The organism is Acidovorax sp. (assembly GCF_027492855.1).
GTDB lineage: Bacteria > Pseudomonadota > Gammaproteobacteria > Burkholderiales > Burkholderiaceae_C > Acidovorax.
In genome coordinates, this window is sequence record NZ_JAPUDY010000072.1 from 15,841 (window position 1) to 41,026 (window position 25,186).

Sequence of the window (25,186 nt, forward strand, 5' to 3'; positions counted from 1 at the left end):
CCACCCTATTGATAAGCCAAGGAGCTGCAACGGAAGCCCTCACCGCACCAGCAACTTCTTCTGGTCATACACCGGCTGCTCCGGCAAGTCTGCTAGGTGCCGCACGTCGGCCCAGTCCAGCACCTGCACTGCGTCGCCATCTACCCGCACGCGGTTCAGGCCCGCGTTGGGGATGTCGCTCTGGCGGGGGCCGTCCAGGCCCGTGCCGCGTGCGGTGCGCCAAATCATGTCGAGCACGCCACCGTGGGTGACGACCATGACTTTTTGGCCCTGGTATTGCTGCGCGATGCGGCGCACGGCGTCCATCACGCGGGTGTGGAACTGGCGCGTGGTCTCGCCGCCGGGCATGCCGTAGTCGGCCTCGAAGCGCAGCCAGCGCTCCCATGCGTCGGCGTGGTCTGCCTTGACGTCGTCCACGCGCAGGCCGTCCACGATGCCAAAGCTCTGCTCGCGCAGGCCGCTGTCGGTGAGGGTGTCGATGTGGAGCGCAGGCAGCAGCACCTGCAGGCTGGGCGTGGCGGTCTGGCGGGTGCGGATGAGGTCGCTGCAAACGAGGTGGTCCACCACCATTTGCTCGGCGGCCAGGCGCTCAGCCAGGCGGCGGGCTTGCTCGTGGCCGGTGGCGTTGAGCGGCACGTCCACGTGGCCCTGAAAGCGCAGTTCGCGATTCCAGTCGGTCTCTCCGTGGCGGATGAGGATGAGTTCGGTCATGGATGCATTATGGAATGCACACACATTAATGCAAGCTATTTTGGCCTCTAGCGCTTATGGATAAAGCGCTAGCAGCTATTATTTTTATAACAAAACAACGGCGGATACCGGTATCTCTCACAAGCATGAATCCGTTCAAACCTGTCGGAACGCCGCGCGAGGCTTCGGCAAGCTCAGCCCGAACGGATTGGGGGACGGGAGATGGGGCCGGCGGGTTTCTGAGGTATTTGCACAATCTGGCGTCACCGCATGGGCACGATGAGCACTTTGCGACGCGGCTGGCAGCCGGGGCCTTCGTAGGCTTCGCTGTCGCGCTCCCAGCCGGGGCCAGGCGAGGTTTGCGCGCACACCCGTGCGCCGTCCACCTTGCTGCGCCAGTAGTACCAGGGCGCGGGGGCGGCAAATGCAGCGAAGGCCAGGCTCCAGGCCGCCAACACCCCCGCCGCAACCGCCCTGCGCGATGCAGGGCCAGCGGTAAACGGAGAAAGCGGTGATGGTGGTCGAAGCATGGTGTGCAGCCAGCGTAACGCGCAATTCTCAATGGCGCCCAAAAGGCAGGGCGATTTCCTTGCCGTTGAGCACCGTCTTGCCGCCTTCCACGCGCAGGGCGCTGGTCAGGTGGGCGGCCTCTTGCTTGACGAAGCCTTGCGCTTGCGCCATGCCCACCATGGCGTCGATGTCCTCGGGCTTGGGGGCCTTCTGGCCCGCGGCCTGGGCCAGGCGGGGCAGCCAGGCCTTGGGCAGGCGCAGGTTGGCGTGCAGGGCGCTGCTCTTGAGCAGCGCCGGGCCCCAGCCACCCGCGGCGATCTCGTCGGCGTTGGGCGCGTTCTTGATTTCAAGGCCGTATTCCAGTTCGCCCTGCTCGCCATCCATCTTGGCCGACAGTTTCACGGCATAGGCGGGCAAGGCCGCCACGAACTTGGGTGCGGCCTGCGCCAGCGCTTCGCCCCAAGGCGCTTCGGTGGCAACAAGCGCCGTCTCCTGGTCGGCGCGGTAGGCAGCCACCAGGGCCGTTTGCAACAGCTTCACGGCATCGACGTCGATACGGCTCACGGTTTCGTTCACCTCCAAAGACTCCAGCGCCACGGTGCCAATGCTGCCCGTGCCCCGCAGTGCGCCGACCACGCCCAACTGGGTGCCGCTGCGCGAGATGGTGGTGCCATAGCTCAGGTCTTGCAATGCCACCAACGGCTGGGGTGCGGCCCCGGCTGCTGCGGTGCGCGTAGCCGTCACCTTGCCGAGCGTGCCCTTGGCGTGGCCGGGCGCCAACAGCCACAGGCCGTCTTGCAATTCCATGTCGAAATCGCCCTTCATGCCCTGGAACGCCATCGCAAAACGCGTGGCCGGGGCCTCGGCAGCGGCAGCGGCAGGCACGTCGTCGTCCTCCGCCTCGTTGTGCAACAGGTCCACGGCGAAATCGGGCCAGGCGAAATGACCGCTGAGGCGGCTGCGGTCTGAATTCAGGTTCATCTGGTAGGCCAGGGGCTGCCAGCGCACCAGACTGCCGCCGTCGCCTATCTCACCGGCGGGCCAGGCCAGCGCGATGTCGTGGCTGCCGGTGAACCGGCGCACGGTGGTCACGGTGGGGGCGCTGACCTTGGCAAAGGCCTGGCGCATGCTGTCGCTCACGCCTTCAACGGCGCCCAGGCGTGTCTCGATCACCGCCGCAGCCAGGCGCCAGCCCGCCAGCGGGCCGTGGCGCACGGTGTTTTCCAGCGTGATGCGGATAGGTTGCGCGGTGGCCGCGCTGGCGTCGCCGTCCTCCTCTTCGCCCTCTTCGGACACGGGCGGGGTCCACTGCAGCACCAGTTGGGCCTGCGATGACCAGAAACCCTTGGTGTATTGCTGCGACACCAGGGCCTCGGCGCCCGCAAGCTTGCTGATGTCTGCAACGGCCTCCTGGTAGGCGCTGTGCGCACGCTCGCCCAGGTACCAGGTCGCGGCGCCATACCCGGCCACCAGCAGCACCGCTGCGGTGCCAAAAACTGCTTTCTTGTTCATTGATTGCCTATTGTTGGTTGCGTTCGCCCTCCCTCCCATGGAAGAGCGCTGGCGAGAATAGCAGCGCACCACTGACGCACCTGTTTCCTTCTGTTTCACCTTGACCGGGGTCATGGGCTGAGCCCCTGGCAGCACGGTTTTCTTGCTTCAAAGTTTGAAGCTTTTTTGGCATCCAGCGCTTGATGAATAAGCGCTATTAGCTATATTTTTTATAGCACCCGCCCAACTCAGGCCGAAACGATCCAGCCCTCCAGCGGATCGAGGCCGGGCGGAAGGCCATAGAGCGTGTCGCCCTCAGCATGGCGCTGCTCGGCCCATGCGGCTTGCAGCAGGCAGAGCACGGCGTCCAGGCTGTCGCCGCTGGCGTCCTGCACCAGGGCATCACGCTGCGCGTGGCTGAGCGCCAGGCGCAGGGAAAGGCGGGTCTGGCCCAGCTCCAGCGCGTTGACCAGGTCTTTGCGGGCGATGAGGCGGTCGGGCGTCTGTTTGGCACGGTCGTCGCTTTTGTAGCTGCGGCGCGCCAACACCTCGCGCGCGAGCAGGCCGGGGTAGGCCTCCAGCGCCACGCGCGCCGGGTCGCCCACATGCAGGCCCGGCAGGTGCACGCCCGCGTCGAGCAGCAGCGGCAGGCCCGCGTGCAGCATGTAGGCGACGGGCGGATTCACCCATTTCATCGACGGGCTGGAGCCCGCGGGCCTGTCCGTCGCCCGGTGGGCGAACTTGCCGCTCACGGGCCGTGCATCGCAGAACGCGGCGAACTGCGTGCGGATCTGCGCGCGGCTGAGCGTGCGGTAGTGCTGCATACATGCCAGCCAATCGGTGGGCCAGCCCAGGGCCAACACCAGCTCGCGCGGCAGGCCAAATGGCAGATCGAAGCCGCCCACCCAGGCGCCCGGCTGGGCCAGCCACTGGCCGAAGGCAGCGAGCGTGCCGAAGGGCTGCAGTGCGTTGAGCTGCACCCGTGCGCCCTTGCGCTGGCCCAGGGCCAGCACGATGGGCTTGCGCCGCGTGGGGCTGCTGGAAAAGTCGCAGCCCAGCAGCAAAGGCGGTGCGGTGGCCGTCATCCCAAAGCCAATGCGGTGACACCCGCCGCAATACACAGTGCACCAAAGATGCGCGCCACGCGGTCGCCCTCGCCCAGCAGGTGACCGCCGATGAGCGCAGCGAACAACATAGACACCTCGCGCGCCGGGGCTACGTGCGACATGGGCGCCTGCTGCATGGCATACAGCACCAGCACATAGGCCACAGGGCTCACCACTGCCACCAGCAGCGCAAAGCGCCACTGCGCGATCCACAGCGTGCGCGCGGTGGGCAGGTCGCGCAGCACCACGGGCGCGAGCAGGCCCACGCGCACGAAGTTGCCCATGTAGTCCACGAGGATGGGCGACATCAGCAAGAACTTGACCGCGTAGCCATCCACCACCGTGTAGCTGGCGATGAAGACACCGGTGAGCAGGCCGTACAGCATGCCTTTGTGCACGCGTTCGCGCGCCGCCGGGTCATGCGCTGCGCGCAGCAGGCCGGGGCCGCCCGCAATAAGGAACACGCCACCCACCACGCCCACAATGCCCAGCGCCCCAAGTGCCGAGATGCGCTCACCCAGCAGCGTGATGGCCACCAGCGACGACAACAACGGCCCCGACCCGCGCGCCAGCGGATAGACCACCGTGAGGTCGGCCACGCGGTAGCCGCGCAGCAAGATCACGTAGTACGCCACGTGCAACACCCCGCTGGCCACCACAAAGCCCCATTCCACCGCGCCCCACAGCGGCACCGCATCACGCCCCAGCCACCAGCCCAGCGGAGCCCAGAAGACCATCATGAGCACCGAGGAGAAAAATGCGAAGCGCGAATCCCCCCCGGCCTTCTTGGCCGCGATGTTCCAGCAGGCATGGATGAGCCCGGCGAGGATGATGAGGGCGAAGGCGGTGAGGGTCACGGGAGGGACAAGAACGGCATGAATGCAAAAAGCCGCAGCGCCGGTTGAACGGCTGCGGCCAAAAAAATGAGACTGTCTACCCCATCAACCCAAAGTGGGCGTGATTGGCGTAGCGAGCGGCTGCTGAAGGTGCTCCCCTCGACAGCATCCCCAAGACCGTTCGGGCTGCGCTTGCCTGTCCTGAGCGCGTCGAAGGGCCGAAGCCCGGGCACGCGTTGGAAACAGCCCTTCGACAGGCTCAGGGCAAGCGGACTGGGAGGCCGCGCACGCAGCCGCCCAACTCACTCCGTCTCAAGCACGGCCGATGATCGACGCGGTAGCCATCAGTTCTTCGAGCAGCGCAAACGACACCTTGCCCGACACCGCATACGGGTCGAGCTCGGGCTTTTCGGAGTATTTGAGCAAGATGGAGTGGTTGATCTTGGAGAGGTTCACCTGCCCCATGGTCCAGCCGCCAAAGCGGCGCTCTGCGATCTCTTCGTAGTGCAGCAGCTCCACGTCCTTGTGGCGCACGTCGCGCTGGATGTGGCCGTACAGGTCGCTCACGGCGGAGCGCCCGCCCTCGATGGCCTGCAGAAACACGCCACCGCCGTAGCACAACACCCCGGTGATACCGCAGCCGGGGTTGTGCTGGCGCGACTGCGTCAGGATGGCTTCGATGGCTGCGGGAGAGGTGTCCACCGCGCGGCTGGCATAGAGCAGGCGTACCAACATGGGTTAGTTCTTTCCAGGGATGAGTGAGAGGAATTCGCGGCGCAGCGCCGAATCCTTGAGGAACACGCCGCGCATCACGGAGTTGATCATCTTGCTGTCCATCTCGCGCACGCCGCGCCAGGACATGCAGAAATGGCTGGCCTCCATCACGATGGCCAGGCCGTCGGGCTGGGTTTTTTCCATGATCAGGTCGGCCAGTTGCACCACGGCTTCTTCCTGGATCTGGGGGCGGCCCATGACCCAATCCACCAGGCGCGCGTATTTGGACAGGCCGATCACGTTGGTGTGCTCGTTGGGCATTACGCCCACCCAGATCTTGCCGATAACGGGGCAAAAGTGGTGGCTGCAGGCGCTGCGCACGGTGATGGGGCCGACGATCATCAGCTCGTTCAGGTGCTCAGCGTTGGGAAACTCGGTGATGGGCGGCTGCGTCACATAGCGGCCCTTGAACACCTCGTTGAGGTACATCTTGGCCACGCGGCGCGCCGTGTTGTGGGTGTTGTGGTCGCCTTCGGTGTCGATCACCATGCTGTCGAGCACGCCTTGCATCTTGACCTCGACCTCGTCGAGCAGCTTTTCCAGCTCGCCGGGCTCGATGAACCCGGCAATGTTGTCGTTGGCGTGAAAGCGCTTGCGGGCAGCGGCAAGGCGCTCGCGGATCTTGACGGAGACGGGCGTGCCTTCATCGTCATCCGGCGGGGTGGGCGTCATATCGGCGGCAGGAGTTTGGCTGGACATGGCCAGAATCGTAACAGCGAACCGTGATCTGCCGATTTCAAGGGTTTTAGGCACCTTGCGCTTATTGGATAAGCGCTAGCAGCTATATTTTTTATAGCACTCACTACACAACACCACGGCGGTGCCCGCCAGTCAGTATCGGTTGCCCGTTACCCACAGTGCCAGCCGCATCAGGCCGAAGGCGAAGCGGTCCAGCACGCGCTGGCGCAGCGGGCGGTTGGCGTAGCGGGCCGGGTCCATGCGCCGGCCCGCGTGCTGCATGGCGTGCACCAGGCGCTGGCGCAGGTCGTTGGCAAAAGCACCGTCTTCCACGATGACGTTGGCCTCGCGCGCGAGCAGCAGGCTCAAGGGGTCGAGGTTGGACGAGCCCACCGTGGCCCAGGGCCGCTCGCCCTGCGCGTCAATCACGGCCACCTTGGCATGCAGAAAGCTGGGCTCGTATTCGTAGATCTCGACCCCGGCCTCCAACAGCTTGCCGTACACGGGTCGGGCTGCGTGGTACTGCATGAAGTATTCGTAGCGCCCCTGCAGCAGCAGGCGCACGCGCACGCCCCGGCGTGCCGCCAGCAGCAGCGCACGGCGCAGCTTGCCGCCAGGCAGGAAGTAGGCGTTGGCGATGATGACCTCGTGCCGCGCGGTGCCGATGGCGCGACGGTAGGCCTTTTCGATGCGGCTGCGGTTGCGCACGTTGTCGCGCAGCACCAGCGCGGCCCGCACGGGTGGCCCGGCGTTGCCATCACCCCCCTGCGCCGCGTGGCTGGCAGCGCTGGCCGCACGCAGGGCCTGCAGCGCCTCGGGCAAGCGGCGCTGGCGCACATCACGCACGGCCCGCATGCGCCACCACAGCTGGTCCATGGCGTCGCTGGCCGCAGCCACCAGGCTGCCGGTGGTGCGCACGGCAAAGTCGAACCGGGGGGCATCCAGCGTACCGAAATTGGGGTCGTAAAAATCATCCAGCACGTTGATGCCGCCACAAAACAGCATGCAGCCGTCCACCACACACAGCTTGCGGTGCAGCCGCCGCCACCGGTGGGGCAGCAGCAAGCCCAGGGGCCCGAGGGGCGAGTACACGCTGTACAACACCCCGGCGGCCTGCAGGCGCTCGGCCCAGTCCACGGGCAGTGCACCCGTGCCCACGCCATCCACCACCAACTGGGTGCGCACGCCCCGCTGCGCCGCCCGCATCAGCGCCTCGGCCACGGCCGCGCCCGAGCCGGTGAAGTCGAAGATGTAGGTCTCGAACTGAATGTCCGACAGCGCCGCATCCATGGCCTCGATCAGGGCGGGGAACAGCTCCTCGGCGCCTTGCAGCAGGCGCATGCGGTGGTCGTCGGCAAATTCCGCGCTACGGGCCTGAAGGGTCTTTTGCTTCACGGGGTCACAGTCTGAATTCAGCAATCAAGGGCAGGTGGTCAGACATGCGCCACCAGATGCGGCCACGCGGCACATGCAGCGACAGCGGCGTGAGTCCCCGCGCATACACATGGTCCAGTTGGGTCAGCGGCAGCCGCGCCGGGTAGGTGAAGGCGCGCGGCGCCTCGAACTCATACAGCAAAAACCCCGCCAGCATGCGCTTGAGCTGCTGCCCCCAGTCGTTGAAGTCGCCCGCCACCACCAGCGGCGAGCCAAAGGGCACCTCGCGCTCGATAAAGGCCCGCAGGCGCTCGATCTGCCGCACGCGGCTGCCGGGGATGAGCCCCAGGTGCACCACGATCACGTGGACATTGCGGCCATGGGCCTCCACCTCGACATGCAGCAGGCCCCGCTGCTCGAAACGGTGGTCCGAGATGTCCTCATGCTGGTGCCCGATCACGGGCCAGCGCGACAGCAGCGCATTGCCATGCTCGCCATGGCGGGTGACGGCATTGGTGCGGTACACCGCCTCGTAACCCTCGGGCGCCAAAAACTCGGCCTGGGGCAGCTCGGGCCAGCGCTGAAAATAGGCCGCCTCGCGCCGGTGCAGCTTGCGCACCTCCTGCAGGCAAACAATGTCGGCATCGAGTTGCTCCACCGCCAAGCCCAGGTTGTGAATCTCCAGCCTGCGCGCGGGGCCGATGCCTTGCACACCCTTGTGGATGTTGTAGGTGGCGACCCGCAGAATATCGTCGTGTTCCATGGTCCTAGAAGTGGTAGTTGAACGCACTCGCCAGTGCTGTGATCGACGCGCCAGGCAAGGCGTGACGACGCGGCGGGCGCATGCCCGCAAGGAGGAGCAACGCCGCATGGCGCGCCGAGCGCGGTGCTGGCGAGTGTGTAGCGTGTCCACTCCCCAGGCGAACGTCAACGAAGCAGCGAAAGTCAGTATCCATGTAGCGCTCTTAAAGATGGAAAGCGGTCAACTGCCGCTTCTAGGACTGGAGATTGTGTCGCAAGCGGTACAAGGAGCGGGTTTGTCCGGCGATCAATTGGCGCGGCCAGCCGTACACTGGGTCGTCGCATTCCCAGCCCCCCAGCCAGGTTCACACACCCCATGGCCACAGAGAGCGGACAACCCGCCGCCACCCAGATCCAGGCACTGATCGTGGACAGCAATGCCACGTCGCGCAGCATTCTGGTGGGACAACTGCGCGAATACGGCGTGGCCCGCATCGTGCAGTGCTCGCGTGTGCAGGACGCCCGCAGTCGGCTGGAGCACACGGTGTTCGACTACGTGTTGTGCGACCAGTTTTTTGGCGATGCCAATTCCTCGGGCCAAACCCTGCTGGACGACCTGCGGCGCGCGCAGTTGCTGCCCTTTTCCACGGTGTTCTTCATGGTCACGGCCGAGGCCTCGTATGCCGCCGTGGCCGAAGCCGCCGAATCGGCGCTGGACGGCTACCTGCTCAAGCCGTTCACGCCCAGCGCATTGTTCGAACGCCTGAGCCTGGCGCGCCTGCGCAAGGTGCACCTCAAGCCCATCTTCGATGCCATCGAAGCCGAAGATTTCGAGCAGGCCGCCGCCCTGTGCGTGGAGCGCTTCGAGGCGCGCCAGCCCTACTGGCTGTACGCCGCGCGCATCGGCTCTGAATTGTTGCTGCGGCTGGGGCGGCATGATGAGGCGCGCACCTTGTTTGAGGCCGTGATCGCCGCACGCGCCCTGCCCTGGGCCAAGCTCGGGGTGGCGCGTGCGCAAATCGAATCAGGCCAGGCGGCACGCGCCATCACCACCTTGCAAGGGCTGATCGGCGAAGACGCCTCGTTTGCCGACGCCTACGACGTGCTGGGCCGAGCGCAGGTGGAGCTGGGCAACTTCGCACAGGCCATCGAGACCTACCGCACCGCCAGCACCCTCACACCCGACTCGGTCGTGCGGCTGCAGAAGCTGGGGATGATGTCGTACTACATGGGCGACCGCGAGACCGCTACCAAGGTGCTGGCACGGGCCGTGATCCTGGGCATCGACTCCAAGCTGTTTGACTACCAGTCGCTGGTGCTGCTGACCTTTGCCTACTACGCCGACAACGACCGCAAGGGCATCGAGCGCTGCATGGCCGACTTCGTCCGCATCCTGGAGCGCCACCCCGAGAGCGCGCGCATCCGCCGCTTTGCCGAGGTGGCGCGGGCGCTGCAGCTCATCCAGCAGCGGCAGTTCTCGCAGGCGGTGGAATCGGTGCGCGGCATGGCCCGCGAGATCACGGCCAGCAGCTTCGACTTTGAAGCCGCCTGCAACCTGGGCAGCCTGCTGGCGGTGCTGGCCGCCACGTCGATCGAATTGCCCGAGGGCGAAGGCTGGGTGCGCGCCCTGGGCATGCGCTACGCCAACACGCGCGGACTGACCGAACTGATGGCCAATGCCTGCAGCTTGCACGAACCCTATGGCGTGCTGGTGCGCGACTGCTTGCTGCATATCAACAAGACCGCCGAGGTCTCCATGGCGCAAAGCCTGGCAGGCGATCCGGCTGGCGCCGTGCAGAACCTGCTGCAACAGGCGGAAGAATCCCTCAACGCCAAGCTGCTGGACCTGTCGCAGCAGGTGCTGCTGCGGCACAGCGCACGCATCGCATCGCCCGAGCCGCTGCAGCAAGCCATCGACGCACTGCGCCAACGTATGGGCAACGCCCCGGCGCGCGCCATGCTGGGGCAAGAGAGCGAGCGGCGGCCGGGCGGTGTGGTGCTACGGGCACGCGGCCCCGCGCGCACCCCGGCATCACCGCTACTCCAAGACGATCTTTCCACCCCGCCATCCTAATCTCGCACCTGTTCGACAAGTAGCAATATGATCGTCCGGGGTATGACAGCTAAAAGCTATGACTTACGCCGAGTGATACTTGAGTGATGTCGGCACCGGGAGGTGCTGCGCCGGTCGACAGGTTGCTGAATACTGCGGACTTGCCATTTTTGAGCCTCGATGAAATCAGATAAACGTACGTGCGTTTCGACAGCGCATACGAAGCGCCAAGATTGAGCTGCGCCGCTTCCAACCCATCTGTGCTGCAAAAAGCACCTCCTACCAACGAACAGGTGCCCTGTTTGGCGCTGACGTAAGCCGCGGCAAATGTGATCAAGCCGACCTTGTGCTGAAGGGCAATCAGCCAGGCACGATTTTTATACGACTCAAACTTGTTAACTGCACCTCCGCTCTCTCGATAGTTGTTCCAGGCATAGTCAAATTCGATGGTTGTATTTTCTAGGCGGTATTTGGCTGTCACCCTGGTGGAATAATCACGTGAATTCGCAGCAGCGTTCGCGAAGTTGGAACGTGATCCAGGTGAATTGAGTGACCCACCGAAGCGGTCGAGGTGTATTTCATGCCCCAAAGCCAAATAAAGGTCGTTGAACGTATACGTTGCCGCATAGGATTGCAAATACGCGTTTCGTGTGGCTGCTTTCACTTCGTCGGGTGCGTACTGCGCCATGAGCTGAAGGCCGCCCAGCGTCGGCGATTCGTAGACAATGCTATTTGGGCTGCGTAAATGGAAGCTCGATGACAGGCTGTTCCCCGACCCCATGCGAGTCATTAACCCCACATTGGTGACATGGTTGCGCGCACTGACACCAAGGAAGCTGAGCGTATCACCCGCGCGCTTGTATGGCGTATCGATGTTACCCAATCGCAAGGTCCCTATCGACCCCGAAAGGCCAATGTGAGTGTTCCGATTCGCAAACTCACTACTTCCAGAATCAACTGCTACATTCCCCTCAATCTGCCAGAAAGCCTTCAATCCTCCTCCAAGCGATTCATTACCACGAAAGCCCATCCAAGAATCCGACGAGGCAAGCTCGTTTTTGCTGAAATTCACGCCTGTGGGCGAGGCGCCAAGGGTGCTCACCGCGGTTCCGGTTGGTGTCGCTCCCGATGTGTTGGCATGAGTGAATTGCGTATAAAGTTTTCCGTAAATCACAGTACCGTCTTGCGCAGTTGCCGCGCCAGAAAGCATAAGAACACCCATAGCAAGAATAATAAAAAACCCCGTTCTTTTCGTCATCTTTTGTCTCCTAATTAATTATGAATTTCCTAAATCATCAACAACACCACAGTTGCAGTTTTTTGAATGAATCCCCTACAAGGGATATAAAATTACGATCGGATTGATTAGGGCAACATCGAAAACACTCAGACCGCTTCCTGCTACAAAGCATTCGTCAAAAAATATTCGAGATGCATGACGCGATCAGAGCAATTTACATTTGCAACCGCTCAAATTAGACTCATGCAAAGCCTTGGGCCATAGAGATACCGAGGGACTCGCCAATCCGCCTTTCAGTCAAATGAGCCCACACGGGCACGCTTATCCCAATCAAATTCAAAAAGCTTCCGCGCAAATCACGGCCTTGAAAGCCATTCCCTAAATGCTTCGACATCTTTGACCGTCAGCGTTTTCGACTCCATACCATCCCTCGCCGAAATGACGCACTCTTTCAAACAGAAGAATTTCTGACGGATTCCATGAGCTGATTCAAAGTCGGCAACCTACAGTGCAGGAGTTCTTCCTTTGACAGCCCTATGGTGATAAGAACCAGAAAACCCGCTCCCTCCAACTGCACGCCTACGGGGAGTCGTTCAAAGGGAAACAGGTGGTCGCCGACCGCCTGAACAACCGTCAGCAAAGCATCACCGCTCACTTCGACCAGACCCTTGACCCTCAGGATGCGCGCGCCGCACCACGACAGAAGGGATCGGAGCATTTCCTGTAACTCGTCGTGATTTCGGAATTTCTCAAGCCGTAGGACCAATGAAGTTATCTGCGTGTGGACGCCTGCTGGCGTCAATGGCCCAGGAGTCTGTTCGCCGGCCTGTTCTCCATTCATCAATCCCGATGGATAGACAAGCTTTCGCGTCAGCCCTCTACCCCTGTCCAAATGCGTGTTGTCGAAGGTCCCGAGAAGCGCCTCCATGGCCGTCGGTCCTGCATCGCTTCGCTGGCACACTGCAGCGCAATTCACCCGTTTGAGCTGCAGCTCCAGTCTTGCCAGGCCCTCTTCCTTGGCGATGTCCGTCTTGGTTATCAAAATTGCGTCGGCTGCAGCAGCCTGGGCCAAGCACTCAGGATGCTGCTGCAACTGCTGTTCACCAACGAGTCCGTCAACCGTACAGAGAAGCGAACTGAGGACATATCGCTCGGCAATCAAGGACTGCCCCGAGAACATATCCACAATGCGCCCCGGATCGGCGATGCCAGTGGTTTCGATCACCACTCTTTCGAATCGCGGTATTTTTCTGTGCAACCTCTTCCAGAACAGGTCTTCCAGGGTCCCGGCAAGATCCCCCTGCGCGCTGCAGCAAACGCAGCCGTTCTCCAAAATCAGTGTCGTGTCCACCGCCCCCCATACCAAATGATGGTCAAGCCCCACAGCGCCCAGTTCATTAATCAGTACAGCTGTATCTCTCAACTGCGGCAACTGCAGCAACGAACGCAGAAGGGTGGTCTTGCCGCTACCGAGGAAGCCAGTCAAAAGAATGACGCGGATGCGGGCAATAGGAAGAGGCATGGCAACTTTGCGAATAGGTGGAGCCGGCAGATAACCATCAATCGAACTCTTGGGCTGTCAATCTATAGACCCGGGTCCACACAACAATGAATGGCACTCAGGTCGCCTTCCCGTCCCACGGTGAGGAGCGCATTTCGCACTTCGTTCAAACCGAAAGTGTGGGTGCACATTTTTTCGAATGAATATCGCCCCGACCCGATAAGTTGCACGGCCAATTCAACAGCTTGATGGCTGTGTCCACGCACGCCCTTGACCGTTATGTTCTTGCGAAACAGCAGGTCGCTGTCGAACTCAGGAATTGGCTTGCCTTTTCGGCCACACAGCAACACAGTGCCGGCTTTTCGAACCGTCTGCAGCGCAGAGGTGATGGTCGAGCTCCCACCGGAAGCGCAGTCGATCACAAGATCGGCCATGAGGCCACCCGTGTAATTGGCCACCGACTCCAACAAATCCTCGTGCTCCACGTCAACGACATGATGCGCACCCAGCTCCCTGGCCAATATCAGCCGAGGCCCATCTGACGAGAGACCGGAAACGATGATGCACGACGCGCCCGACTCTCGCGCAGCCACAACGCAAGCAAGGCCCTGCTGTCCAGGCCCTTGGATTAAGACCGAGGTGCCGATGGTGGCGTGTCCTTGCAAAAAGGCCCATTCAATGCCGTTGCCCAAAGGCAGCGCCAGTGTCGCCTGGGCTGCAGGAATCGAGTTCGGCACCGCATGAAACACCGTATTGGGGTGCAGGTATTGGTACTCGCTGTATCCGCCCCAGAGCGACGGCGCGACGCTGACCGGAGTCGATCCATAGCGGATGCCATTGCCCACAAGCGTGTCAGTCGCGTCGCACAGGCGATAGTCGCCGGTCCTGCAGAAACGGCAATATCCGCAGGGAAGATACTCCTCCAACGCAACCCGGTCCCCCTCTTTGACCCCCCAACGCAGGGCGGCGGCCTTGCCCAGCGCCGAGACCATACCTACGCTCTCATGCCCAAGAATCATCGGCCCCTTGCTCTTGGGGTAGGTCAAAAAATAAGGCCAATCGCTTCCGCAGACGCCCGTCTTTTCTACTTTCAGCAGTCCGCTGTCAGGTGCGATTTCCGGTGTATCGAACTCCCGGACTTCGACCTGCTTGTGGTCAAGCGCTACCGCAGCTCGGATTTTTTTCGGCACAGCTACCCCTTTCAAACGGACGTAGGCTGAGTGCCAGCGGTTGCGGCCAGAGCAGTTTGGAGTTCGGCGAAGGCGAGGTTAGATGCCCCCACAAACGATGCCGATCGAACGTGATGAAGCAGGGGATCGAGACCAGGAGCAGGCGCTCCCTTTTGCACATCAGTTGCCGCCTCCATCAGGCGCCGCCGAGCCTGAACGATTGCAATATCGGTTGAAACCAGTCGCTCCATGGATCGGTCTACTATCGGACCCATGCTTTCTTGCAGTGATGCGTCCTGCATGGCAATTCCCTTGATCCCGCTGTAGTAACGACCCGACTTCTGTCCGGCACGGTCCATCAGATAGTCGTTATCCTTGTTGGCAACGGGCCGGAAAGTTCCCGGTATGAGGGCTGCAAACGCCCCATTCTCGTTCGCCATCGCGTTCATTTCATCCTCAGTCAACGGACGCGTGGGATGGTGGGCCCAGTTCCATGTAATGCAGTGTTCGTCATCAATGGGCACCCATGCATGCCCTCGTAGTGCGTTGTCCCCATAAGGTGGAATCATCGTGTACCACGGCAATATCCATTGAGTCACGCGCCAATAGGCTCGGTCATCTTCCGTTGGGCGCTTGGCGGCGATCACGAGGCCGCCCTCCGATTTGTGAAGCTCAAAAACTGGCTTCTTATTGACAATGTGTTTTGCGCCTTCGGTACCCACGTGCAGAGGGTCATTCGCAAGTTCGCCACTATGCAGCCAAGAGACGTGGCTCGAGTCGATGCCACCTTCCATCGCTTGCAGATAGTTGTTTTCCTGGATCCGCTTCGACACATATCTATGCGAATCGGGTACTAGCGCCCACTCAAACTCGGGCAGCGGCGGCTGCTTATCTGACGGCCCCATATATGTCCAGATGACGCCGCCCAACTCCACACACGGATAGGAGTTCAGCTTAACCTTGTTGCAAAATTTACTCCCATCGGGTTCTGATGGGATATCCAGACACTGCCCGCTGGTGTCGTACTTCCAGCCGTGGTACGGGCAGCGGATCCCTCCCTCTTCATTGCGCCCGAACCAAAGGGACACACGGCGGTGGGCACAAAATTCGTCTATCAGGCCAAGCTTGCCGTTCGAGTCACGAAATGCGATCAAATGTTCCGACAGCAACTTAACGCGAATTGGAGAGCAGTCAGGCACGGGTAACTCCTGTGCCATGAGTACAGGAATCCAATAGCGCCTGAAAAGGTCCCCCATAGGAGTAGCTGGGCCTGTACGAGTCAGAAGCTCATTTTGTTCACGTGTTGTCATGCGTCAATCCTGTCAAATAGTTGCTGAGGTGCAAAAATCAAAACGGTTGTCTTTCATTGTTTGCAAATAGGCAGCCATACCCAAACTCCTCCTGGTTTACTTTGCTCCTTCAGTCGGCCGTGATATGGCCTTTCTTGACCACCCGACCCCAAGTCTTGAGTTCTCGGCGAACCAACTCATCCAGCTTCTCAGGCGTTCCGCCTATTGGTTCAACCCCAGCATTGGTCATCGAATCCTTCACTTCCGATAGCGCCAACAGGCTGTTGATTTCCGTATTCATCTTGGCAATCACGCTCTGGGACGTTCCGGCAGGTGCAGTGAGACCAAACCAAGCTTCGCTTACCACATTGGGCACACCTGCCTGCGCCAATGTAGGCACCTGAGGAAACTGCGCCACACGCTCAGTCCCAGTGACTGCCAGCACGCGGATTTTTCCGGCCCGCGCCAGGGACAGGACTGACTGCAGAACGACAATGCTGGCGTCAACATGCCCTGCCGCCAGATCGTTGAGGGCTCCACCTGTACCTTTGTAAGGGATATGAATCAGGCTAAGGCCGGTTTGCTGCTTGAACAACTCCATGGTGAGGTGATGCACACTGCCGATGCCAGGTGATGCATAGTTCAGCTTGCCTGGAGGTTGCTTCTTGGCGTAGTCGATGAACTCGCGCACGGTCTTGACTGGCATCCTGCTGGTGACCGCGAGGACCAGAGGACTGCTTCCCAGCAACACGACTGGGGAAAAGCTTTTGATCGGGTCGTAGGCAAGCTGAGGATGCAGCGTTGGCAGAGTACTAAAGGCGGTGGCAGAGAGCAGGAAGGTATACCCATCCGGACTAGCTCTTGCTCCAGCCTCGATGCCGATCAAACCGCCGGCTCCTACCTTGTTTTCTACAACTACGGGCACGTTCCAGCGCTGCGACAGTTTGGGCCCGAACAAACGTGCCAGCTGATCCCCCGTAGTACCAGGAGTCGATGGGATGATGAACTGAATAGCGCGAGAAGGATAGTCCTGTGCTGTACAGAGCACCGGTAGCAGTCCGACAGCGCATACCAATCCAATGGAAGCTAGCGAGGTTCGAAGGGTCATATTCCGGGTTCCGTATTCAAGCAACTGCTCTCAATTCCAAGTTCACACCAAAGTCCTTACTAGCAGCTCGACTGTGCAAATCAGATTGCGGCTAGCCCGGATGCTATGGATCATGTTTAAATCAGGCAAATGAATAAATTCAATTTATTTATTCAAAAAAAGGATAATTCTCGCGAGACGTGACACTTAATTTCGGGCGCACTTCCTCCGTGCGGTGTGTTTTAGCTTCACACTAGGCGGACGCTTTGGGGAGCCAGGTTGCGTCTTTTTTCAGACGGAGAACACAGTGGCCTCAATGAACTTTTCCCTGAAGCAGTTGCGCGCTTTTATTGCCGTAGGAGAGAGCAAAAGCTTCACCGAGGCCGCACTAAGCTTGCATGCCAGTCAATCAACGATCAGCTTGATGATCAAAAACCTGGAAGATGAACTGGGCCTGAAGCTGCTCGATCGCACAACGCGGCAAGTTCAACTGTCCGACTCAGGCCGTGACTTCTTTCCCTTGGCACAGAAAGTCTTGGATGACATCCAGTCGATCAAGAAAAATGCAACCGATCTCACCCTGCTAAAACGCGCAGTGCTGCGCATTTGTGCAACGGAGGCGGTGACTTGTTCCTTGCTCGCACCAGCCATTGCTGAGTACAGCAAGCATCGGCCGGGCATTGAAGTACGCGTGGTCGACACCCTCTCTCATTCGATGTTCAAGACACTCAGGAATGGAGAGGTGGACTATCTAATTGGGCCAATGTCTTTGGTTGAGCCCACAACCGACCTTGAGATCGAGCCACTCTTGGAAAGCCCCATGATGGTGTGGTGCAACTCCTCACATCCATTGGTCAAACGAATCAAGATCACCGGACAGGACATCCTAGGGTACGGCGTGATTGTTCCTTCATTCGATTTTTCGACGCGTTTTCTCCCCCGACTGAGGGAGTTTCTTGGTGAGGAAATGGTTGAGCAAGTGCTTGCCACGGCCCCAGCACCGCGACAAGTGACCAACCTGTTCACGGGCTTCAGTCTTGCGCAAGCCGGTTTGGGCATTGCCATCGCGGCAGACTACATTCGTCCGCTGGCACTCCAGTTCGGTCTAAAGAGCTGCTTACTTGTCAAACCTGAAATGAGCCGAGTTGTAGCTCTGTTCACACGCAGAAATCACGCCTTGTCTCCTCCTGCATTGGACTTCGCCGACTTCCTGCGCGGTTTCCTGAAAGCACGAGGGCTGAAGTATTAGAACGTGCTCACGATCTCCCAGAGGCTGCGCAGCAGTCTTTGCAGGACGGAGTGAAATCGGGCTAGTGGACGCCCCGGCTGCTTGCATGGGTACAAGCCCATGCGGCGCATCCGAAACATCCACTCGTCCCGGCCGCGCTCCAAGGCAGTCCTTACGGGATCGTAAACACGTTCTTAGGACCGCGACATTTTCGTTCTGAGGTCTGCATCGCCAATTATTAAATAATTCAATAAATTGAGATAAATTATTCGTTTGTATTGAACTGAGGGGCACCTTGTAATCGGAGTTCTCACAGACTTGTGCGGCATTGCTCGGTCGTCGACTGCCGCCCGTTGGCCAACGCTTCTGAAAAACCTCCATGAGTACAACAGCTCCCTCTCCTATCCCCGTCCCCAGGAAAGCCGACTACCTGCGTATCGCGACCGAGGAAGCGTGGGCACCGCCGGAAATGCTTTCCGTCTGGGAGAAGATTCTCGAGGGCAATGACCCCGACCCGGGGTTCAAAAGCCTGATCGGCTTTTACATGAGTAGTCCAAGCGAACGAGCTAGACACATCATTGAGTGTCTTCAGGACCTCGGTCAGAAGCGCCTGCAACATATGGATGAAGCCGGCATTGACCGCCAGATCATTGCGTTAACTTCGCCAGGCGTTCAGGTGATGGACGCCGAATCAGCAGCCGACTTTGCCATCACTGCCAACGACCAGTTGTCGCAGGCGGTGCGAAAACACCCGTCGCGTTTCAGTGGCATGGTGGCGATCGCTCCACACAAACCCAAGGCCGCAGCCAAAGAAATCGAACGCGGAGTTCATCGCCTTGGTCTGAGCGGGGTGATCATCAACTCGCATACGCAAGGCGAGTATCTGTCCGATTCAAAATTCTGGGCCATCTTCGAGGCGGCGGAGGCTTGCGACACGCCGATCTATCTACATCCGAATACCCCACCGCGCAACATGATCCAGCCGTTCCTTGAAGTCGGACTTGACGGTGCCATCTTCGGGTTTGGTGCTGAGACCGCACTGCATGCACTGCGCATCATCACAGCAGGTGTCTTTGACCAATTCCCCAAGCTGCAAATCGTGCTCGGACATATGGGTGAGGCGCTGCCGTTTTGGGCCTATCGGCTGGACTACATGCACCGCGCCACCGTCAACTCCAAAAGGTATGAAACGATAAGAGCATTGAAGCGCAAGCCTAGCGAATACCTGCGTGAGAACTTTTATATCACCAGCAGCGGCTTCGGCTGGGAGCCGGCTATCAGATTCACCCAGCAAACGCTTGGTGTGGATCGGGTCATGTACGCGATGGACTATCCATATCAGCATGAAATCAATGAAGTGGCCGTCCTTGATGGAATGCCTCTTCCTCTTGAAGACAAGAAGAAATTTTTTCAGACCAATGCCGAAACTGCATTTCGACTAAAGCAAGTGGCCTAGGCTTGTGGAACATGCGCCAGCGAAGGTCTTCATAGAGAAACGCAATGCCGAGGACATCATGGACTTCGAGCAGGTGCGGGAAAAGAAAGTGCGCCACTGTCAGGCCCGTGCGGATTTGCGCACCGGTATGCCGACTCCCAGTGGCTTGACACGCCGGCATTCGCGGCTGTGCATCACGCGAAGGCCCGCCCCGCACGAAGCAGCGACGCTGCACGACAGCTATCTGACCAATGGAGAGTTGAACCATGCAGGCCAAGTCCTTGTTGAACATGCTCGTGCGCCGCAAGACCGCTGAGGCGCTCGACATCTGCAGTTTCGATCTGGTCAGCACTGATGACGTTTCGCTGCCGGCGTTTGCGGCGGGGGCGCACATTGACGTGCATCTGCCCAACGGTCTCACACGCCAGTATTCGCTCTGCAACGATCCAACTGAGAGCAACCGCTACTTGATCTGCGTACTGAGCGACCCGGAATCGCGCGGAGGCTCCCGTTTCATGCACGAGTCAGTCAGCGAAGGCGACAAACTGTTCGTGAGTGCGCCAAAGAATCATTTCGCACTTGCCCATGGGGTCAAGCGCAGCCTACTATTGGCGGGCGGGATCGGCATCACGCCGATCCTGTGCATGGCCGAGCGCTTGACCATCGCTGACGAAGATTTCGAGTTGCACTACAGCGCCCGCTCGCGCGCGCGCATGGCTTTTCACGACTACATCCAGCGATCCAAATTCGCAGACAAGACGGCATTCCACTTCAGCGATGGTGACGCTGTGCAGCGTCTGCATATCGATACACTGCTTTCGGTACAGCAGGCGGGCACTCACCTCTACGTCTGCGGGCCCAAGCGGTTTATGGACGCCGTGCTGGGCCGCGCGCGGGCAATCGGGTGGCCCGAGCAACATCTGCACTACGAGTTTTTCGTCGGGTTGGCACCGTCACACGATGCCGACGGTCCATTCGAAGTGAAGCTGGCAAGCTCTGGCAAAGTGGTGCACGTTGCGAAGCACAGAACAGTCGTGGAAGCTTTGGCAGACGCCGGCGTGAAGGTCCAAACTTCCTGCGAGCAAGGCGTGTGTGGTACATGCCTCACGCGCGTCCTTGAAGGCGAACCCGACCATCGCGACATGTTCCTCAGCCCCTCGGAGCAGGCAGCAAACGACCAGTTCCTGCCTTGTTGTTCACGAGCCAGGTCGATGCAACTGGTGCTCGATCTGTAGTCATCGCATTTTTCTTGAAAGGAATGACATGCGTTTTGAGAAAACAGCTGGCTGGCTGGACTGGTGCGCAGCTCCGTCGAAGCCCCGTTTTCAGCTCCCTCAGGGCAGCATAGATGCGCATTGCCATGTATTCGGCCCGACCGCTGAATTCCCCTTCGCGCCCGAGCGCAAGTACACCCCCGGTGAAGCGTCCAAGCAGCAGCTCTTCGCACTGCGCGATCACCTTGGATTTGCACGCAACGTGATCGTCCAAGCCTCTTGCCATGGCGCTGACAACAGCGCCATGCTCGATGCGTGTCGGTCTTCGGCTGGTAGAGCCCGAGGAGTAGCTACCGTCCGGCGCAGCATCTCCGATTCCGAGCTCGAAACACTTCATCAAGCAGGCGTGCGCGGTGTGCGCTTCAACTTCGTCAAGCGCTTGGTCGACTTCACCCCCAGGGACGAACTCTTGGAGATCGCAGGACGGATTGCACGCTTCGGATGGCATGTGGTGATCTATTTCGAGGCCTCGGACCTGCCTGAGCTGTGGGACTTCTTCACAGCCCTTCCGACGACTGTGGTTGTCGATCATCTGGGTCGTCCCGATGTGACCAAGCCAATCAACGGGCCTGAATTCGAACTCTTCGTCAAATTCATGCGCGACCACCCCAACGTCTGGAGCAAAGTGACGTGCCCCGAGCGTCTATCCGTCGCGGGCCCGCCTGCGCTCAATGGCGAACAGGCAGCCTATAGTGACGTAGTGCCTTGCATGCGCCACATCGTCGAGACTTTTCCCGATCGGGTTATTTGGGGCACCGACTGGCCGCACCCCAATCTAAAAGATCACATGCCCGACGACGGCCTGCTAGTGGATTTTATTCCGCGTATCGCCGTGACAACCGAATTGCAGCACAAGCTGCTGGTTGCCAATCCGATGCGGTTGTACTGGCACGATGAGGCCTACTGATCTTCTCTTATGAGTGACGATGAGTGCGAGTGAGCGATTTAACCAGTACATGGTGCGCTTGCCTCGGAAGTTGGGACATACAAATCGCCGCACGAGGCTCAAGGGTTGTTAGACGGGTTTAACGTTGCCGCTGGCGTAAAAGAGAGTTAAACCTATGGCCTCAATGGATAAGTAGGCTTGCATGCCAGCGCCAGACGTCGAGCCTTGCATCATTTCGCCTCCAAAATCGAATGGCTCACCGATGAGATTCTGTGCCGGGCGCGCCAGTGCTTCATCGAGCGATCGGCGGATCAAGCCACGCTGGTCAATTACATTCTGTTGACCCTGCCCGAGCGCTACAAGACTAGGATCAGATGCCGTGCCTTGTAGAGGTCGGATTGCCCAGCGCATCGACCGTGGCATGGGTCTTGATATTCAGCCCGTCCCGACTGCGTCCGAGGGCATGCTTGTCCGAATCCCCCCCTTTTGCACCAGCGTTGTGCTGATGGGCGTGCAGGTGGCGGCGTCAATCATCGCGTAGCCGCCCCGTCATGTTCAAGCCACGGGCGTGAACCGTGGCAGCAGCAGGCAGGCCTCGGCGTTAGATGCCGAAAAACACCGGTCAGCCGCGTGGCGCCAGGGCAGCCACTCGAAGGCGTCGTGCTCGCGCGGGCTCAGCACCACAGGCGTGCCTGCGGGCACACACAGGCCGAACACGCGCTCGCGGTTGCGCACCACGCCGGGCGCGTAGCGGTGGCGCCACTGGGGCCAGATGTCGTAAATATTCTCCAGCGCCCAGTCGGTGAGCAGGCAGCCGGGGGCCGCCGCGTCGATGCCGGTTTCTTCCATCACCTCGCGCCGGGCCGTGTGCTCGAACGGCTCGTCCAAAAAATCCTTGCTGCCTGTGACCGACTGCCAATGCTCGTGCGCGCCCGTGCGGCGGATCATCAGGACATCGAGCGCCGGGGTGTGGATGACCACCAGCACCGACTCCGGGATCTTGAAGGGCTGCTGCGGCGCCACCTCCACCCCCGCGTTCGTCAGCCGCCCGCCGTGGGGCGCTGGCCGTTGGCGGGCTTGGTGGGCACGGGCGGCGGCAGGGTCTTGGCCTGCAGCGTTCGCACCTGCACCACCAACTGGTTGTGCGCATCCAGAAAGGCAGCGGCGATGACTTTGCCTTCGTTGGTGTTGCTCCAGCCCGCACCGGCGGCCCCGCCCAGCTTGCCGAACACCAGCCCACCCACCCCCAGGTCGGTGGTGCGCGCCGAGCCCGTGGCTGCGGCAACCTGCTCGGTGGTTTCGTTGTCGGAGAGCAGCAAGGCGGTCTGCGCCTCTTTGAACTTGACCTGCTCCACCAGGCCCGCCAGCCCAGCAATGTCGCGCAGCACCGGAATCATGGCCACCACACCCGCCAGCCCGCGCCCGGCGTCCTGCTCGCTGAAGGTGAGGCTGGGGGTCAGCGTGTACTGCGCCTCATAGCCCTTGCCCTTGGCCACCGTGGAGTTCTGCTGGCGCAGCACGCCCGAGTCTTTCAGGTCCTGCTCCTGGACGGTGCCGCGCAGCCCGGCGCCACGGTCCACCACGCGAAAGCACCCACTCTGCTGCGCCAGCAACTTGACCAGCGGCACCGGCGACGGCGGCAACTGGTAGCCCGAGCCCATGGTGTAACCGTGGGGGTTTTCGGCCAGTGCCAGCGTGGCCACCGGCGCGTCGCAGCGCACCAGCTCGCGGGCGGCATTCTGCGCGCCCTGCGGGCCTGCGGACCCGGTAACGACCGAGCCGCCTTGACCCAGCTCGGTTTTCTTCTCGCCACAGCCTGCAAGGGCCAGCAACACAGCCCCGGCAGCCAGGGCCCGCAACGTCAATGAATGATGCATGGATGGACTTTCTTGGAGCATGGATTCTGCGATGGAAAAAGAAAAAAGCGGCGCGGGCGCTAAGCCCTTGCCGCTTTCAATGCGATGCCTTGGTGCATCGGATGACAACAGTCCGCGCTGGATCAGTCTGCTGCCTTGACCGCGTCGGGGTTGCGCAGGCGGATGTGCAGCTCGCGCAACTGCTTTTCGTCCACAGGCGACGGCGCTTGCGTGAGCAGGCACTGTGCGCGCTGGGTCTTGGGGAAGGCGATCACGTCGCGGATCGATTCGGCGCCGGTCATCAGCGTCACGATGCGATCCAGGCCGAAGGCCAGGCCACCGTGCGGGGGCGCGCCGTACTGCAGCGCGTCCAGCAGGAAGCCGAACTTGAGCTGGGCTTCTTCAGGCGAGATCTTGAGGGCATCGAACACCTTTTGCTGCACATCGGCGCGGTGGATACGGACGGAGCCGCCACCCATCTCCCAGCCGTTGAGCACCATGTCGTAACCCTTGGAGATGCACTTCTCGGGGGCCGTCACCATCCAGTCCTCATGGCCATCCTTGGGGCTGGTGAAGGGGTGGTGCACCGAGTTCCAGCGCTGGTTGTCCTCGTCGAACTCGAACATCGGGAAGTCCACCACCCACAGCGGTGCCCAGCGGCTTTCGAACAAACCGTTCTTCTTGCCGAACTCGCTGTGGCCGATCTTGATGCGCAGCGCGCCGATGGCGTCGTTGACGATCTTTTCCTTGTCGGCGCCGAAGAAGATCAGGTCGCCATCTTGGGCACCCGTGCGCTGGAGGATTTCGGCAAGGGCCGCGTCATGGATGTTCTTGACGATGGGGCTTTGCAGGCCATCGCGGCCCTTGGCCAGCTCGTTGATGCGGATGTAGGCCAGGCCCTTGGCGCCGTAGATCTTGACGAACTCGGTGTAGGCGTCGATCTCGCCACGGCTGATGCCGCCGCCTTCGACCGAGCCACCGGGCACGCGCAGGCCCACCACACGGCCGCCCTTCATGTTGGCAGCGCCCGAGAACACCTTGAAGTCCACGTCCTTCATCACATCGGTCAGCTCGGTGAATTCGAGCTTGACGCGCAGGTCGGGCTTGTCGGAGCCATACAGGCGCGCGGCGTCCTGGTACGTCATGACGGGGAACTCGCCCAGGTCCACGCCCAGCGTGTTCTGGAACACCGTCTTGATCATGCCCTGGAACATGTCGCGGATGTCCTGCTCTTCCATGAACGATGTTTCGATATCGATCTGGGTGAATTCAGGCTGGCGGTCGGCGCGCAGGTCTTCGTCGCGGAAGCACTTGGTGATCTGGTAGTAGCGGTCAAAACCCGCCACCATCAGCAGTTGCTTGAACAGCTGGGGCGACTGGGGCAGCGCGAAGAACTGGCCGTCGTGCACGCGGCTAGGCACGAGGTAGTCGCGCGCGCCTTCGGGCGTGCTCTTGGTGAGCATGGGGGTTTCGATGTCGATGAAACCATTGGCATCGAGGAACTTGCGCACCTCCATGGCCACCTTGTAACGCAGCATCAGGTTGTTCTGCATGTAGGGGCGGCGCAGGTCCAGCACGCGGTGCGTGAGGCGCGTGGTTTCCGACAGATTTTCCTCGTCGATCTGGAACGGAGGCGTGACCGAGGGGTTGAGCACGTTCAGCTCGTGGCACAACACTTCGATCTGGCCGCTCTTGAGCTTGTCGTTGGTGGTGCCAGCGGGGCGCGCACGCACCAGGCCCTTGACCTGCACGCAGAACTCGTTGCGCACGCCTTCGGCGGTCTTGAACATCTCGGCGCGGTCGGGGTCGCACACCACCTGCACGTAGCCTTCGCGGTCACGCAGGTCGATGAAGATCACACCGCCATGGTCGCGGCGACGGTTCACCCAGCCCGACAGGGTAACGGTTTGGCCCATCAGGGCTTCGGTCACAAGACCGCAATAGTGGGAACGCATGGCCATGGCAAAA

Annotated in this window: 22 protein-coding genes and 1 pseudogene; 5 read left to right on the forward strand and 18 right to left on the reverse strand. The window is 60.8% G+C overall.

Annotation, left to right across the window (positions count from 1 at the left end; translation table 11 throughout):
* Positions 1-39: 39 nt before the first annotated feature.
* The 9 genes from Q0105_RS13610 to Q0105_RS13650 all read right to left on the reverse strand — a co-directional run bounded on the left by Q0105_RS13610 (position 40) and on the right by Q0105_RS13650 (position 8,222).
* A complete protein-coding gene (locus Q0105_RS13610; protein WP_298212671.1) occupies positions 40-711 on the reverse strand; it encodes a histidine phosphatase family protein in 672 nt (223 codons plus the stop codon).
* A gap of 242 nt (positions 712-953) precedes the next feature.
* Positions 954-1,220: a hypothetical protein gene (locus tag Q0105_RS13615; RefSeq protein ID WP_298212672.1), complete on the reverse strand. Its 267-nt coding sequence runs from the start codon at positions 1,218-1,220 to the stop codon at positions 954-956.
* 28 nt (positions 1,221-1,248) lie between these two features.
* Positions 1,249-2,712 carry a DUF945 family protein gene (locus tag Q0105_RS13620; protein WP_298212673.1) on the reverse strand — a complete coding sequence of 488 codons (1,464 nt, stop codon included), beginning with the start codon at positions 2,710-2,712 and terminating at the stop codon, positions 1,249-1,251.
* A gap of 227 nt (positions 2,713-2,939) precedes the next feature.
* The gene (locus Q0105_RS13625; protein ID WP_298212674.1) at positions 2,940-3,776 is read right to left on the reverse strand and encodes a DUF429 domain-containing protein; all 837 of its coding nucleotides are present in this window, start codon (positions 3,774-3,776) and stop codon (positions 2,940-2,942) included.
* Positions 3,773-4,654 (reverse strand): DMT family transporter, encoded by an 882-nt coding sequence (locus tag Q0105_RS13630; protein ID WP_298212676.1) that lies wholly within the window; start codon positions 4,652-4,654, stop codon positions 3,773-3,775. The genes Q0105_RS13625 and Q0105_RS13630 overlap by 4 nt, the downstream gene beginning before the upstream one ends.
* Positions 4,655-4,945: 291 nt before the next feature.
* The gene (locus Q0105_RS13635) at positions 4,946-5,368 is read right to left on the reverse strand and encodes a BLUF domain-containing protein (RefSeq protein ID WP_298212678.1); all 423 of its coding nucleotides are present in this window, start codon (positions 5,366-5,368) and stop codon (positions 4,946-4,948) included.
* A 3-nt stretch (positions 5,369-5,371) separates the two neighbouring features.
* Positions 5,372-6,106, reverse strand: coding sequence for a GTP cyclohydrolase I (gene folE / locus Q0105_RS13640; RefSeq protein WP_298212680.1), 735 nt, complete (start codon positions 6,104-6,106; stop codon positions 5,372-5,374).
* Between the two features lie 132 nt (positions 6,107-6,238).
* Positions 6,239-7,480 carry a cardiolipin synthase ClsB gene (gene clsB, locus Q0105_RS13645; RefSeq protein ID WP_298212681.1) on the reverse strand — a complete coding sequence of 414 codons (1,242 nt, stop codon included), beginning with the start codon at positions 7,478-7,480 and terminating at the stop codon, positions 6,239-6,241.
* Between the two features lie 4 nt (positions 7,481-7,484).
* A complete protein-coding gene (locus Q0105_RS13650) occupies positions 7,485-8,222 on the reverse strand; it encodes an endonuclease/exonuclease/phosphatase family protein (RefSeq protein ID WP_298212682.1) in 738 nt (245 codons plus the stop codon).
* A gap of 354 nt (positions 8,223-8,576) precedes the next feature.
* Here Q0105_RS13650 and Q0105_RS13655 point away from each other — a divergent pair, with 354 nt between their 5' ends.
* Positions 8,577-10,274, forward strand: a complete 1,698-nt coding sequence (locus Q0105_RS13655; protein WP_298212683.1) for a tetratricopeptide repeat protein — start codon at positions 8,577-8,579, stop codon at positions 10,272-10,274.
* Between the two features lie 49 nt (positions 10,275-10,323).
* Here Q0105_RS13655 and Q0105_RS13660 read toward each other — a convergent pair whose 3' ends face one another.
* The 5 genes from Q0105_RS13660 to Q0105_RS13680 form a co-directional block, all read right to left on the reverse strand.
* On the reverse strand, positions 10,324-11,511 hold the full coding sequence (locus tag Q0105_RS13660) for a porin (protein ID WP_298212684.1): 1,188 nt from the start codon (positions 11,509-11,511) through the stop codon (positions 10,324-10,326).
* 433 nt (positions 11,512-11,944) lie between these two features.
* The gene (locus tag Q0105_RS13665; protein ID WP_298212685.1) at positions 11,945-13,015 is read right to left on the reverse strand and encodes a GTP-binding protein; all 1,071 of its coding nucleotides are present in this window, start codon (positions 13,013-13,015) and stop codon (positions 11,945-11,947) included.
* Positions 13,016-13,077: 62 nt separating this feature from the next.
* Positions 13,078-14,184, reverse strand: coding sequence for a zinc-binding dehydrogenase (locus Q0105_RS13670; protein ID WP_298212686.1), 1,107 nt, complete (start codon positions 14,182-14,184; stop codon positions 13,078-13,080).
* An 11-nt stretch (positions 14,185-14,195) separates the two neighbouring features.
* Positions 14,196-15,473, reverse strand: coding sequence for a Rieske 2Fe-2S domain-containing protein (locus Q0105_RS13675; protein ID WP_298212687.1), 1,278 nt, complete (start codon positions 15,471-15,473; stop codon positions 14,196-14,198).
* A 109-nt stretch (positions 15,474-15,582) separates the two neighbouring features.
* Positions 15,583-16,560 carry a tripartite tricarboxylate transporter substrate binding protein gene (locus Q0105_RS13680; protein WP_298212688.1) on the reverse strand — a complete coding sequence of 326 codons (978 nt, stop codon included), beginning with the start codon at positions 16,558-16,560 and terminating at the stop codon, positions 15,583-15,585.
* A gap of 295 nt (positions 16,561-16,855) precedes the next feature.
* Between Q0105_RS13680 and Q0105_RS13685 the strand changes: the two genes are divergently transcribed.
* From Q0105_RS13685 to Q0105_RS13700, 4 genes are all read left to right on the forward strand, one after another.
* On the forward strand, positions 16,856-17,788 hold the full coding sequence (locus Q0105_RS13685) for a LysR family transcriptional regulator (protein ID WP_298212689.1): 933 nt from the start codon (positions 16,856-16,858) through the stop codon (positions 17,786-17,788).
* A gap of 358 nt (positions 17,789-18,146) precedes the next feature.
* Positions 18,147-19,223 (forward strand): amidohydrolase family protein, encoded by a 1,077-nt coding sequence (locus Q0105_RS13690; protein WP_298212690.1) that lies wholly within the window; start codon positions 18,147-18,149, stop codon positions 19,221-19,223.
* A 245-nt stretch (positions 19,224-19,468) separates the two neighbouring features.
* The gene (locus Q0105_RS13695) at positions 19,469-20,437 is read left to right on the forward strand and encodes a PDR/VanB family oxidoreductase (RefSeq protein WP_298212691.1); all 969 of its coding nucleotides are present in this window, start codon (positions 19,469-19,471) and stop codon (positions 20,435-20,437) included.
* Positions 20,438-20,465: 28 nt separating this feature from the next.
* Complete coding sequence (locus tag Q0105_RS13700; RefSeq protein ID WP_298212692.1) at positions 20,466-21,383, forward strand: amidohydrolase family protein; 918 nt, start codon at positions 20,466-20,468, stop codon at positions 21,381-21,383.
* 400 nt (positions 21,384-21,783) lie between these two features.
* Here Q0105_RS13700 and Q0105_RS13705 read toward each other — a convergent pair.
* From Q0105_RS13705 to aspS, 4 genes and pseudogenes are all read right to left on the reverse strand, one after another.
* Positions 21,784-21,879 (reverse strand): annotated as a pseudogene (locus Q0105_RS13705) (IS5/IS1182 family transposase); the annotation flags it as partial.
* 38 nt (positions 21,880-21,917) lie between these two features.
* A complete protein-coding gene (gene nudB / locus Q0105_RS13710; RefSeq protein ID WP_298212693.1) occupies positions 21,918-22,391 on the reverse strand; it encodes a dihydroneopterin triphosphate diphosphatase in 474 nt (157 codons plus the stop codon).
* Between the two features lie 11 nt (positions 22,392-22,402).
* On the reverse strand, positions 22,403-23,239 hold the full coding sequence (locus Q0105_RS13715; RefSeq protein ID WP_298212694.1) for a CsgG/HfaB family protein: 837 nt from the start codon (positions 23,237-23,239) through the stop codon (positions 22,403-22,405).
* 122 nt (positions 23,240-23,361) lie between these two features.
* The gene (aspS, locus tag Q0105_RS13720) at positions 23,362-25,179 is read right to left on the reverse strand and encodes an aspartate--tRNA ligase (protein ID WP_298212695.1); all 1,818 of its coding nucleotides are present in this window, start codon (positions 25,177-25,179) and stop codon (positions 23,362-23,364) included.
* Between the last annotated feature and the right edge of the window lie 7 nt (positions 25,180-25,186).